The organism is Arthrobacter silviterrae (assembly GCF_011045165.1).
In the GTDB taxonomy this organism is placed as follows: Bacteria; Actinomycetota; Actinomycetes; order Actinomycetales; family Micrococcaceae; genus Specibacter; species Specibacter silviterrae.
Genome location: NZ_JAAKZI010000055.1, coordinates 1 through 12,916 on the forward strand (window position 1 = coordinate 1; position 12,916 = coordinate 12,916).

The 12,916-nt window shown below is 66.4% G+C and carries 9 protein-coding genes; 6 read left to right on the forward strand and 3 right to left on the reverse strand.

Features of this window, described 5'->3' with window-relative positions; genetic code table 11:
- Positions 1-72 precede the first annotated feature (72 nt).
- Positions 73-1,104, reverse strand: coding sequence for a LacI family DNA-binding transcriptional regulator (locus G6N77_RS18830; protein WP_165183714.1), 1,032 nt, complete (start codon positions 1,102-1,104; stop codon positions 73-75).
- Positions 1,105-1,127: 23 nt separating this feature from the next.
- Complete coding sequence (locus G6N77_RS18835) at positions 1,128-2,822, reverse strand: glycoside hydrolase family 13 protein (RefSeq protein ID WP_205678432.1); 1,695 nt, start codon at positions 2,820-2,822, stop codon at positions 1,128-1,130.
- Between the two features lie 311 nt (positions 2,823-3,133).
- Here G6N77_RS18835 and G6N77_RS18840 point away from each other — a divergent pair, with 311 nt between their 5' ends.
- From G6N77_RS18840 to G6N77_RS18865, 6 genes are all read left to right on the forward strand, one after another.
- A complete protein-coding gene (locus G6N77_RS18840) occupies positions 3,134-4,432 on the forward strand; it encodes a sugar ABC transporter substrate-binding protein (RefSeq protein ID WP_165183708.1) in 1,299 nt (432 codons plus the stop codon).
- A gap of 95 nt (positions 4,433-4,527) precedes the next feature.
- Complete coding sequence (locus tag G6N77_RS18845) at positions 4,528-6,174, forward strand: ABC transporter permease subunit (protein WP_370875233.1); 1,647 nt, start codon at positions 4,528-4,530, stop codon at positions 6,172-6,174.
- Positions 6,171-7,088: a sugar ABC transporter permease gene (locus tag G6N77_RS18850; protein ID WP_165183709.1), complete on the forward strand. Its 918-nt coding sequence runs from the start codon at positions 6,171-6,173 to the stop codon at positions 7,086-7,088. Before G6N77_RS18845 ends, G6N77_RS18850 begins: the two co-directional genes overlap by 4 nt.
- A 2-nt stretch (positions 7,089-7,090) precedes the next feature.
- On the forward strand, positions 7,091-9,043 hold the full coding sequence (locus tag G6N77_RS18855; RefSeq protein ID WP_165183710.1) for a glycoside hydrolase family 13 protein: 1,953 nt from the start codon (positions 7,091-7,093) through the stop codon (positions 9,041-9,043).
- A 201-nt stretch (positions 9,044-9,244) separates the two neighbouring features.
- On the forward strand, positions 9,245-10,648 hold the full coding sequence (locus tag G6N77_RS18860) for an FAD-binding oxidoreductase (RefSeq protein WP_165183711.1): 1,404 nt from the start codon (positions 9,245-9,247) through the stop codon (positions 10,646-10,648).
- A 78-nt stretch (positions 10,649-10,726) separates the two neighbouring features.
- On the forward strand, positions 10,727-11,398 hold the full coding sequence (locus G6N77_RS18865; RefSeq protein ID WP_165183712.1) for a hypothetical protein: 672 nt from the start codon (positions 10,727-10,729) through the stop codon (positions 11,396-11,398).
- Positions 11,399-11,503: 105 nt separating this feature from the next.
- On the opposite strand, the gene G6N77_RS18870 is transcribed toward G6N77_RS18865, so the two are convergent.
- Positions 11,504-12,871, reverse strand: a complete 1,368-nt coding sequence (locus G6N77_RS18870) for a DUF4032 domain-containing protein (protein WP_165183713.1) — start codon at positions 12,869-12,871, stop codon at positions 11,504-11,506.
- Positions 12,872-12,916 lie beyond the last annotated feature (45 nt).

Sequence of the window (12,916 nt, forward strand, 5' to 3'; positions counted from 1 at the left end):
ACATTTAACCCACCAAACACCAGGCACACCACAACGGCCGCCCCCCAAGGCGGCCAACCTGAGGCGCAGGATTCAGTCGACGGGCGGGACCGCAGTGCTGGTGCGCACCACAAGCCGTGTGGGGTATTCCTCAGCGACCGGCACATGGCCGGATTCCTGCAGCTGCAACGGTTGCTCCAGGCGGCCCAGGATCTTTCGGGCGGCCAATGCGCCCTGGCCGCGGGGGTCCTGGTCAAAACTGGTCAGGCCAAATACGTTGCCGAGCTCGTGTCCGTCAATGCCTATCACCGACAGCTCGTCCGGCACGCGCAAGCCAAAGTCCCGGGCAGCCAGAATGGTTCCGATGGCCATTTCGTCCGAGGCCGCGAAGATGGCTGTGGGACGCAGAGGTCCACTGCCCAGCAACTGCCGGGCGGTGGCGTAGGCGCCTTGGACAGTAAAGTCGGAGGTTTGCACCCATTCCGCGGAGATAGGTAGATTGGCGGCCTGCATGGCCATTTCATAGCCATTGCGCCGTGTCCCCGGCAGCTTGAAGTCCGCCTCATATTCATGTCCTGCGCTGACGTGGGCAATGCGGCGATGCCCCAGGCCAATCAGATGTTCGGTGGCCTTTCGCGCAAGCTGGAAGTCGTCAATAAAGATGCTGTCGGCCCCCGGCAGCGGCCCGCCAATGCCCAGCACGGGACGGTGGATGGCCATGAGCTGGCTGATCTCCGCTTCGGCGAGCTCCAAGGAAACGGCAATGACGGCGTCAAGCCTTTTCCGCAACAGGAAATCGGTGAGGACAGTGGCCCGGTGACTTTCGTTTTGGCTGGTGGTGTAGAGGGTGAGGTCGTAGCCGGCCTCGATAAGTTCTGAGGAGGCGCCATCCACCACTGAAGCGAAAAACCAGCGATTGACGGCCGGGACCACCACGCCGATGTTGTGATGGCGCCCGGAGGCCAGGCTGGATGCTGCGTAGGAGGGCACGAAACCCAATTGGGCGGCCGCATCCTGTGCGAGCTTGCGACTCTTGGCCGAAACGCTGCCCCTGCCGCCCAGGGCCCGGGATACGGTGGCCGTGGACAAGCCCGAAAGCTCGGCCACCTCCTTGATGCCTGTCACGGTGCGTCCCCTGCGTCTTTCGGTCATGCTGCCAGCCAGATGGTCTCCCCTGATTCTAGTTGACGGGAACCGGCCTGCCGTGGGCGCGAGCGCTGCAGGATAGAGCCGTCAGGCAACTCAATCGGCGAGGGCCCGGCATTGAGGAGCACCAGCGTGCTGCCGTTGAGAAAGCCCACGGTCGTGTCAGAACAGTGCTCGTCAACCCACGTCAGGGTCCCGGTGCCGAGTTCCCGGCGACGGCGGATGCCCAACGCGCTGCGGTAGATGGCCAGGTGGGAATCCGGGTCCGCGGACTGGACGTCACGGGCCAGGCGCCCCCATGCCTCCGGCTGGGGCAGCCACGGCACGCCTGCGGCCGGCACCCCGTCGCTGAAGCCGAAGGACGCCCCGGCTTCACGCCATGGCAGGGGAACGCGGCAGCCGTCCCGGCCAAGTCGTGCTCCTTCAGTCCGCGCGAATGTCGGGTCCTGCCGGCTGGCGTCCGGCAGTGTGGTGTGGTCCGGCAGGCCCAGCTCCTCACCCTGGTAGAGGTAGGCGGCGCCCGGGAGCCCCAACATGAACAGTGACGCCGCTGCCGCCCGCTGGCGCCCCGCCTCTACGTTGGGCTGCTCGTCCCCGGCCCCGATGCCGTCGCCCTGGCGGGGCCCGGCACCTTCGTAAGCAAACCGCGTGGCGTGCCGGACGACGTCGTGGTTGGAGAGCACCCAGGTGCTGGTGGCACCCACGGCGCCAAACGCGGCCAGTGAGGCGTCGACGACGCTCCTCAGGGCGAGGGCGGAAAACGGTGCATTGAGGTACGGGAAATTGAAGGCGTGATGCATTTGGCCGGGCGCGACCCAGCGCGCCATGCGGTCCAGGGGATCCACATTGGCCTCGGCGCACAGGATTTTCTCGGGCCCGTATTCGGCCAGGATGCCGCGCCACCGTCGGTAGATGTCGTGGAGCGCGGGCTGGCCGAACATGGGCGCCTCGTGGCCGGGGAATCCGTCAATGCTGCCGCCCCACGCCGTCCCGCCCCAGTCCGGCAGGCCGGGGGCCTTGACGAGGGCGTGGGCCACGTCGACCCGGAACCCGTCAACGCCGCGATCAAGCCAGAAACGCAGGATCCGCTCAAATTCCTGGTGGACCAGCGGGTTGTCCCAGTTGAAGTCGGGCTGGGTGGAGTCAAAGAGGTGGAGGTACCACTGGCCGGGCGCGCCGCTTGCATCCGCGGTGCGGGTCCAGGCCGGCCCGCCGAAGTGTGACTGCCAGTTGTTGGGCGGGAGCGCGCCGCCTTCCCCCCGGCCGTCGCGGAAGATGAACATGTCCCGGGCGGGGCTTCCCGGGGCCGCCGCCAGGGCCAACTGGAACAGCGAATGGTCGCTGGAACAATGGTTCGGGACCAGGTCAATGATGATGCGCAGCTTCAGCTGCGTGGCCCGGCCCACCAGCTGGTCAAAATCGTCAAGGGTGCCGAAGAGGGGATCCACCTGGCAGTAGTCGGAAACGTCATAGCCGCCGTCGCGCTGAGGGGAGCTGTAGAACGGGGAAAGCCACACCGCGTCGACACCCAGTTCCGCCAGCTGCACCAGCTCCGCGGTGATGCCGGCCAAATCGCCCATCCCGTCCCCGTCCAGGTCGCGGAAGGAGCGCGGATAAACCTGGTAAACCACAGCCGAGGTGGACCAGTGATCGCTCCGGGTTCCGGCCGGGGAGGGGGCCGGGGTAGGGGCCGGCATCAAAGCAAGCGCTCCCACCGTAGCGGTGGCCGATGGCAGGGATGGCGGAACAGTGGAAGCCAGATGGGTGGATTGCATGGTCACCAGACTAGGCGATTTTCGATACGAATGTAAACGTTCTCATTGCTTAGATTCCTGCATTAATGGCAGATAGTGACAGGGTACTTCAAAAAATTGCAGAAGTGGCACTTCTGTTTGGAAGCGCTATCAGGTATGTTTGGAAGCGCTTACACTTTGTGAGGTTCGACACCCACAAGTCATTAGCCCGGAACGGCTCCCGCCAGGGGCGCCGGGCGCACGAAAGGACACCAATGAAGTTGCCAAACACAAGTGCCATGCCCGTCAGCCGCCGGGTATTCACCCTCGGCGCATTTTCGGCCGTGACGGCCGTTGCGCTCAGTGCGTGCGGCGGTGGTTCCAAGCCGGGAAGCGGTGCCACGGCCACGGCGAAGGACCTGGCAGCGGCCGGCGCCACCACCATCACGATGTGGGTTGACGCGGAACGCGCACCGGCGCTCAAGGACATCACGGCTAAGTTCAAGGTCGACACTGGCATTGAAGTCAAGCTGGTGGTCAAGGACTTCTCCGCCGTGCGCGATGACTTCATCACACAGGTTCCCACCGGCAAGGGCCCGGACCTGATCGTTGGTCCGCACGACTGGGTAGGCAAGTTTGTCCAGAACGGCGTCATTGCCCCCGTGGAGCTGGGGGACAAGGCCGCGGGGTTCTCCGCCACTGCCCTGAAGGCCATGAGCTACAAGGGTTCCAACTACGGCGTGCCATATTCCGTGGAGAACATTGCATTGCTCCGCAACACTGCTCTGCTGCCCGCGGCCGCCGCCACCTTCGACGAGGTGGTGGCCGCCGGCAAGGGTGTGGTGGATGCCGGAAAGGCAAAATACGCCTTCCTGGTGGGCCTGGACCCCAAGCAGGGCGACCCGTACCACCTGTACCCGCTGCAGACCTCCATGGGCTCGGCTGTGTTTGGCCTGACGGCCGACGGCGGTTACGACCCCAAGAACCTGGTCCTCGGCGACGCCGCCGGCGTGGCATTTGCGAAGAAGCTGGTGGAATGGGGCGACACGGGCTCCAAGGTGCTCAACTCCAACATCACCGGCGACATCGCCAAAGAGGAATTCAAGAACGGCAAGAGCCCGTACTACCTCACCGGCCCGTGGAATGTGCCGGACCTGCAGAAGGCCGGCCTCAAGCTGGCCGTGGATGCGCTGCCGACCGCGGGCGACAAGCCGGCCCAGCCGTTCGTGGGCATCAACGGCTTCTTCATCAGCGCAAAGAGCGTCAATGCACTGGCCACAACTGAATTCGTGACCAACTACCTGACCACCGAGGCAGCCCAGGATTCCATGTTCAAGGCGGGTGGCCGACCGCCCGCGCTGAAGGCCTCCTTCGACAAGGCCTCATCGGATCCGATTGTTGCCGCGTTCGGCAAGATTGGCCAAAACGGGGTCCCGATGCCGGCCATCCCCGAAATGGACGCCGTCTGGAACGACTGGGGATCCACGGAACTGGCCCTGATCAAGGGCAAGGGCGACCCCGCCGCCGAGTGGGCCAAAATGGCCGCCGCCATCAAGTCAAAGATCGGCGCCTAGTCTCCACGCCGCGCCGGCGGGTGCGGTGGGGCGGCACAATCGCCCCACCGCACCCCGCACTCCTGACCAGCTGAAAAACCTTAGAGGACACACCCGTGACGCAAGTTTCAGAAACCAGGCCCGACGCCGACCAGGCGCCCCGGTCCGCCAGCCGACAGCAACGGGGAGGCCGGCCGCCGTCGTTCCTGGGAAAAACGTTTGGCATGGACTCGCTCAAGGGCACCCTGGCCAAGGTGGTGCTGCTGGGCCTGGTGGACGCCTTTGCCGTGTACGTGATGATGATGCTGTTCATCAGCGCGCAATGGCCGGTGCTGGTGGTTGCCGCCCTGGTGACGCTGGCCATCAACTGGATTTACCTGCGCAAGGGCGGCCTGCCGGCGAAATACCTCGCCCCCGGGGTGGTTTTCCTGGTGGTGTTCCAGGTGTTTGTGGTGCTGTACAGCGGCTACATTGCCTTCACGAACTACGGCGATGGACACAACAGCACCAAGGCGGACGCCATCTCGGCGATCCAGTTGACCGCCCAAAAGCGGGTGCCCGACTCGCCCGCATATAAGACGACCGTGCTAAAAAAGAACAGCGACTTTTACCTGCTCTTCACGGGCCCCGACGGCGCCGTGTCCATCGGCTCGGCGGCCAAGCCGCTCACGCCGGTTGTCGGCGAGACCCTGGACGGCAGCGGCAAGGCCGTGGCACTGCCCGGCTATGACACCCTGAACTTTTCGCAGATCCTGGCCAACCAGACCGAGATCCTGAAGATTTCCGTGCCCGTCTCCAGCGACCCTGCCCAGGGCAGCCTGCGCACGGCCGACGGCACCACGGCGTACGCCTTCAAGCCGTCACTGGGCTACGACGCGGCAAGCGACACGTTCACCGACGCTGCCACGGGGGCCACCTATACGGACAACGGCCACGGCGCCTTTGCCGACAAGTCCGGCCAGACGCTGGCAACTGGCTGGAAAATCAACGTGGGCTTTGACAACTTTGTCCGGGCGTTCACGGATCCCAACCTGCGCGCCCCGCTGCTGGGCGTCATCGCCTGGACCTTCACCTTCGCCATAGCGTCCGTGATCCTGACCTTCGGGCTGGGCCTGTTCCTGGCGGTCACCTTCAACCGGGAGGACCTGCGCGGGAAGAAGGTGTACCGGATCCTGATGATCCTCCCGTACGCGTTCCCGGCATTCCTGTCCGGCCTGGTGTGGTCCGGCATCCTCAACCCGCAGTTTGGCTGGCTCAACCAGACGCTGCTGGGCGGGGCCGAAATTGGCTGGCTGACGGACCCCGTGCTGGCCAAGGTCAGCGTGCTGGTGGTGAACCTGTGGCTCGGCTTCCCCTACATGTTCCTGGTGTGCACGGGGGCGCTGCAGTCGCTGCCGACGGAACTGGATGAGGCGGCCCGCATGGACGGGGCCGGGGCGTGGCGGGTGTTCCGCTCCATCAAGCTGCCGCTGCTGCTGGTCTCGATCGCACCGCTGCTGATTGCCTCCTTCGCATTCAACTTCAACAACTTCAATGTCATCTACATGCTGACGGGAGGCGGCCCGCGCTTCACCGACACCACGCGCGACATCGGTTCCACGGACATCCTGATCACGCTGGTGTACAAGGTGGCGTTCGGGCAGGGGACCGGCCGCGACTACGGCCTGGCCAGCGCCCTGGCGATCGTCATCTTCGTCATCGTCGCCACGGTGTCCGCCATCAGCTTCAAACAGACCAAGGCACTTGAGGAAGTAAATTCATGAGCACCTCAACACTCACCGCCCGGGCCGTGGAAACGGCCAGCCCGGCACGCAAGCGGCGCAGCTTCGGCGCCTGGCTCAAGGACAAGGGCTGGCGCCATGCAGTGGGCGTGGCGGTGGCCGCCTTCGCCGTCTTCCCCCTGCTCTACGTCCTCTCCGCAGCCCTGAATTCGAACGGCACCCTGGCCGGCAGCAGCGGGCTGTTCACCCGGATTGACGTGGGCAACTTCGTCAACCTTTTCAACGATCCGTCCCGCCCCTTTGGCCGCTGGTTCATCAACACCCTGGTGATCGGGGTGGTGACCTCGGCGGCCACCGTTTTCCTCGGTGCCATGGCCGCCTACGCGTTCTCCCGCATGCGCTTCAAGGGCCGCCGCGTGGGCCTGCTGTCCCTGCTCCTGCTGCAGATGTTCCCGCAGCTGCTGGCCGTCGTCGCGATTTTCCTGTTGCTCAGCGGTATCTCCGACGTGGTCCCCTGGCTGGGCCTGGGCAGCCAGCTGGGCCTGATCATGGTCTACCTGGGCGGCGCGCTGGGCGTGAACACCTACCTCATGTACGGCTTCTTCAACACCGTGCCGCAGTCGCTGGACGAGGCGGCCAAGATCGACGGCGCCTCCCATGTGCAGATCTTTTTCGGCATCATCCTGCGCCTGGTCACCCCGATCCTTGCCGTGGTGGGGCTGTTGGCGTTCATCGGCATTTCGAGCGAGTTTGTCATCGCCTCCGTGGTGCTGACCGATCCCGACACCCAGACCCTCGCCGTCGGGCTCTATTCCTTCGTCGCGGACACGCGCTCCAAAAACTGGGGCATCTTTTCCGCGGGCGCCGTTCTGGCGGCCCTGCCTGTCATGGCGCTGTTCCTGTTCCTTCAGCGGTACATTGTCAGTGGCTTGGTTCAAGGCGGGGTAAAGGGGTAGACATGGCTGGCACGCAACCGCACCACGACGGTTCCGCACTTTATGTGGAAGGCACGACGCCGGTACTTGGCGAACGCTCCCGGCTGCGGTTGCGGGTGCCCCGGGCGTGGGGCCGGGCCTCCCGGGTGTGGGTGCGCAGTGTCCAGGATGCGGAGCCCCGGTACGACGCCGCCGTGTGCCTGGACGGACCGGGTGCTTCAGGTGCCTCGGGTGCCTGGTCGTGGTGGGAGGCGTCCATCCTGGTGGCCAATCCCGTGGCGCGGTACCGTTTTGTCATCGAAACCGAAGGACAGAACGACGGCGGCGCCGCCGTCGGGCCGGCCGCAGTCGGGCGGGCCGCCGTCGGGCCTGCGAAGTACTGGTTCCTGAACAACGAAGGGCTGTTTGACCGGGACACCTCCGACTACCACGACTTCCGCCTCACCACCGGGGTGCCGGCACCACAGTGGTCCCGCGACGCAGTCATGTACCAGGTGTTCCCCGACCGGTTTGCCCGCTCCGCAGCTGCCGACGGTCGGGTCGTGCCGGACTGGGCCGTGGCCTGCGCCTGGGATGACCCTGTCCAGGGCACCGGCCCAGACGCCGCCCGGCAGTTTTACGGCGGCGACCTTGTCGGGGTGCTGGAAAAGATTGACCACCTGGCCGGCCTGGGCGTGGACATCCTCTACCTGACCCCGTTCTTCCCTGCCCGGTCCAACCACCGCTATGACGCGGCCACGTTTGCCCACGTGGACCCGCTGCTGGGCGGGGACCAGGCGCTCATCGACCTGGTGGAGGCCGCCCATTCCCGCGGCATGAAGGTCATGGGCGACCTGACCGCAAACCACACCGGCGACGCGCACGAATGGTTCCAGCGGGCCCTGTCGGATCCCCGCTGCCCGGAGGCCGACTACTACTACTTCAACGCGGACCACTCGGACTACGAGTGCTGGTGGGGCGTGAAATCGCTGCCCAAGCTGAACTGGGCATCGCCGGGCCTGCGTGAAGCGTTCGTCACCGGCGAGGACTCCGTGGTGGCCCACTGGCTCAAGGCGCCGTTCAACCTCGACGGCTGGCGGATCGACGTGGGCAACATGGCCGGGCGGCTGGGCGCGCAGGACCTGAACAAGGACGTGGCGGCTCTCATCCAGCACCGGATTCAGGAGATCAACCCGGACGCCCTGCTGCTCGGCGAGGAAACCTCCGACGCCGGCGCCGACGTGGACGGCTTCGGCTGGCAGGGCGCCATGACGTACTCCAACTTCACCCGCCCCATGTGGCAGTGGCTGGCCAACCCGCACGCCCGCGTGGACTTTTTCGGCACTCCCCTGCCCTGCCCCAACAAGGTGGGGGCCGAAACAGTCCTCGCCACCCACCGGGACCTGACCAGCGCCTTCAGCTGGCCTGTCCGCAACGCCACCATGAACGCCCTGAACACCCACGACACCGCCCGCGCCGCCACCGTCATGGTGCCGGACGGGCCTATCGTGGCTGCCACGCTGTCCATGACCCTGCCCGGCATCCCCGTGGTGTTTGCCGGGGACGAGTTCGGCCTCGAGGGCGACCGTGGCGAGTCGGCGCGCACACCCATGCCCTGGAACGAGCCCGCCCGCATTGTCACCGACCTCGGCGCCAGCTATTCAGCGCTCGCCGCCCTGCGCCACTCACATCCGGCCGTGCAGCACGGCGGCCTGCGCTGGTTGATGGCCGACGGCGACGTGCTGGCCTTTGTGCGCGAGTCGCCTTCCGCCTCGCTGCTGGTGGTGGCGGTGCGGGCCGACGTCCAGGGGCTGAGCTTTGAGTCCCTTGGCCTGGATGCCGCCGAACGCGAGGCCGTCCGGGCGTCTGCGCCGGTCTTCCACACCGGCGGGTACCTGGTCTACAGCGACGTCAACCTGAACGGTCCCGGCGCCTATATCTGGACACTGCCGGGAGTCCAGTCCCCGCCCCGCGAACGCCCCGACACCCGTCAATAGTGATGGAGCGTCGGTGAAAAACCCGTAAAAAGTGATAGAGCGTCGGGGAAAAACACGTAAAAAGTGATGGAGCGTCGGGGGAGGAGGGGCGAGGGCGTCGGGGGAGGAGGGGCGGGGCGGGGCGTTGGGTCGAGCATCTGCCCCGTCTCGGGCTCCTAGACTGGAAGCCAGCCGACAGACGCAGCAGAAGGGCAACATTTCATGAGCGACACAGGCCGGATTCCGCCCCGAGAACTTGAAGCTGAACTGGTGGCGGCCCTGCGTGAGGACCAGTTCAGCAGGGCACCAGCAGACCTGGCGAAGTACGCCACGGACCAGGGGCCCGTGACGGACTACCGGGAGCCGGCCGCCGTCGTCTGGGCCGAGACAGTGGAGGACGTGCAGGCGGTGGTGCGTCTTGCGGCCAGGCATGGCGTGCCCGTGGTGGCACGCGGGGCCGGCACCGGCGTCTCCGGCGGCGCCCACGCCACTGAAGGCTGCCTGGTGCTGAGTCTGGAGCGCATGGACAACATCCTGGAGCTCAACCCCGACGATGAAATTGCCCGCGTGGAGCCGGGGGTGGTGAACGCCGAGCTCAACGCGGCGGCAGCCGTGCACGGGCTGATGTACGCCCCTGACCCGGCCAGCTACCAGGTGTCCACGATCGGCGGCAACATTGCCACGAATGCCGGCGGGCTGCGCTGCGCCAAGTATGGAGTGACGCGTGATGCCGTGCTGGCCCTGGACGTGGTGCTGGCGGACGGCAGCCTCATCCACACGGGGCACCGGACGTTCAAGGGCGTGGCCGGCTACGACCTCACCAGCCTTTTCGTGGGTTCCGAGGGCACGCTGGGCATTGTGGTGGGTGCGACGGTGCGGCTGAAGTATCTGCCCACCGACATCCGCACCCTGGCCGTCTTCTTTGCCGACGTCCAGTCCGCCGCAGCCGGCGTGCTGGCACTGGGCAAGGCCCGGCTGCAGCCGTGCATCCTGGAACTCCTGGACGGGCCCTCACTGAAAGAACTGGATGCCCGCAACGGCAGCAACCTGGCCGGCAGGGGCACGGCGCTGCTGTTGGCCCAATTCGACAGTCTGGCGGCGGCACGGGAGGCGGAAATCGCCACCGCTGCCTTGGAGGGCCAGGGAGGAAAGGTCAGCCAGGAGGACCCGGAGGAGGCGGCACGGCTGGTGGACCTGCGCCGGCGCAACCGCGGCCTGGATGTGGATTCTGAAATCACAGTCGGCGAGGACGTGGCGGTTCCCCGGTCGGCGCTGATCCACTACATCACGGCGCTGGAGGAGATGGCAGCCCGCCACGGGGTGGGGGTGCGCATCATTGCACACGCCGGGGACGGGAACCTGCACCCCACGTTTTGGGTGCCCGTTCCGGACCGGGCCGGCGTGGCGGCCATGAACGCGGCCCTGGACGAGTCGATCGACAAGGCCCTGGAGCTGGGCGGCACCATCACCGGCGAGCACGGTATCGGCCAGTACAAGCTGCGCTGGCTGGCTCTGGAACAGTCGGAGCAGGTGCTCCAACTCCAGCGCAACCTCAAGGCGCTCTTTGACCCGCGCGGCACGCTCAACCCTGGAAAGGGCATTCCCGCGGCCCGCAGACTTGACTAAAGCGTGCCGGATCGGGCATTGTACTCCCGGGGGAGGTGCATCCGATTCCGGGCACAACAACGTATTTTGAAAGTACACATGACCTTCATCACTCACCGGCCGCGGCGTAGCCGCAACCGCAGGATGCTCGCTGCCGCCACCGTTGCACTGCTGGGAATTGGCGCCAGCGTGGTCTTGGCGGCGCCGGCCTCAGCCGCATCGTCCGCTGCACCGGCCGGCACGTCAGTCTCCCTCCAACTGGCCCCGCCCTGGCTGGTCCTGGATTTTGAAGCCGACAAGAAAAAGCCAACCCCGCCACCACCCCCATTGCCGTCGCCCGTGCCCTCGCACTTGAAGTCGCCAACCCCGTCACCGACGTCGTCCAAGCCGCCCGTAATGGTTCCGCTTCCGCCGGTGGTCAAGCCGGCCCCCCTGCCAGCCCCGGCACCCGTTCCGGCCCCCGTCCCAACGAAGAGCCCGACGACGGCGGCACCGGAGGCTGCGACCACCGCGGCGCCCGCTCCCACGGCCTCCGAGACGCCATGGCCCACCTATGTCTCCACCGAGACGCCCGCAGAGTTTGTTCCTGCCAGCGCCCAAGGCAACACCACGGCCGCCAACGGCAAGGCGGAGCTGAGCGTCCCCGCGGCGTCCTCGAACGGCTTCGGGCTGATGACCTGGATGGTCATGCTCCTGGGCGTGACTGTGCTTGCCGGGCTGGGCGTGGGCATTTACGCCATGACGCGCACGCGGGGCCAGCACCGGGGGTAAGCCCTGTCAGCCGTCCGGCAGCCGTCCGGCCTGCCTCCCCGCACGGGCCCAACACCGGCCCAACACCGGCCCGGCACCGGCCAGGCGCCCCGCGTGTCGCCGTCGTCAGTCTTCGAAGTCGCTGTCCGGCAGCACGCCGCCCTCAAGCATCTTGATGGTGGCCGTGTCGGTGGAAAGCATGATGGCGTCCTCGTCGCGGCGGTAGCGCAGGATCGTGTCAATGTAGGACTGCACGGCCTCGGCGAGGGGCACATTGCGCTCCTCCTGCTGCGACACATACCAGCGGTGCTCCAGCACTTCGTGGACCACCTCGGCCGGTTCCAGCTTTCCGCCGAGCTCGCGCGGGATGGCCCGGACAATCGGCTCAAAGATGGAGCTGACCCAGTTGTGGGCACTGATCTCCTCATCCACCACAGTGCCGGAGTCCGCCCGGAACGAGTCCATGTCGTTGAGCAGGCGGCGGGCCTGGTTTTCCTGGGCGTCAATGCCGGTGAGGCGGAGCAGGCGGCGCTGGTGGTGGCCGGCGTCGACCACCTTGGGCTGGAGCTGGATGGTGGAGCCGTCCGGGGTGGTCTTGATGGCGTATTCCTCGACGTCGAAGCCCAGCTCGTTCAGGCGGCGGATGCGGGCGCCCACGCGCCAGCGGTCCTCCAGTTCGAAGGATTCCTTTTCCGTGAGCTCGGCCCACAGGCGACGGTAGCTTTCCATGATGAGTTCGCTGGTGGCCACGGGGTCCACCTTCTCCTCGATGAGCCCGCCTTCAAGCAGGTCCATGAGCTCCCCGGCAATGTTGACGCGGGCAATTTCAAGGTCGTATTCGCGCTGGCCGGTGGACAGGTCCGGGTAGAGCTCGCCCGTTTCCGCATCCACCAGATAGGCCGCAAAGGCGCCGGCGTCGCGGCGGAAGAGCGTGTTGGACAGCGAGACGTCGCCCCAATAGAAGCCCACCAGGTGGAGGCGGACCAGCAGCAGTGCCTGGGCGTCGATGAGGCGGGTCAGGGTGTCACGGCGCAGCTTCTGGGAGAACAGGGCACGGTACGGCAGGGAGAACTTCAGGTGCCTGGTGACCAGCACCGGATCCAGCGGGGCGCCGTTGGCCGTGGTGCGGCCTGTGATGACGGCAACGGGCTCCACGCAGGGCACGTCCAGCCGGGCCAGCTTGCGCAGCATGTGGTATTCGTGGCGGGCCACGTGCTCAGAGGTTTCCTTGATGGCAATGACCGAGCCGTCAAGGTGCGCAAAGCGCACCACGTGCCGGGAGATGCCGCGGGGAAGGGCCGCCAGGTTAGCCTGCGGCCAATCCTCCAGCCTGATGTGCCAGGGCAGGTCCAGCAGGCCCGGATCGGCGGCCGCGGCCGTAATGTTCAAGGACCCCATGACCTGTGCCGGCGGGGCCGGGCGGCGCGGCAGCTTCCCTATTTGCTCGAAGTCTGTGGGCTCGTGGTTCCACTGGGCGCCGGGTGAGTCAGTCATGGGCCAATTCTCTCTTAAACGGGGCGGCGGGGCGGGCGGGTGGGC

What these genes read in the sequence shown, in the direction of transcription:
- G6N77_RS18835 (WP_205678432.1), bottom strand. Translation starts at nt 2,822, where the DNA reads ATGCCGGCCCCTACCCCGGCCCCCTCCCCGGCCGGAACCCGGAGCGAT.
- G6N77_RS18840 (WP_165183708.1), top strand. Translation starts at nt 3,134, where the DNA reads ATGAAGTTGCCAAACACAAGTGCCATGCCCGTCAGCCGCCGGGTATTC.
- G6N77_RS18850 (WP_165183709.1), top strand. Translation starts at nt 6,171, where the DNA reads ATGAGCACCTCAACACTCACCGCCCGGGCCGTGGAAACGGCCAGCCCG.
- G6N77_RS18855 (WP_165183710.1), top strand. Translation starts at nt 7,091, where the DNA reads ATGGCTGGCACGCAACCGCACCACGACGGTTCCGCACTTTATGTGGAA.
- G6N77_RS18860 (WP_165183711.1), top strand. Translation starts at nt 9,245, where the DNA reads ATGAGCGACACAGGCCGGATTCCGCCCCGAGAACTTGAAGCTGAACTG.
- G6N77_RS18865 (WP_165183712.1), top strand. Translation starts at nt 10,727, where the DNA reads ATGACCTTCATCACTCACCGGCCGCGGCGTAGCCGCAACCGCAGGATG.
- G6N77_RS18870 (WP_165183713.1), bottom strand. Translation starts at nt 12,871, where the DNA reads ATGACTGACTCACCCGGCGCCCAGTGGAACCACGAGCCCACAGACTTC.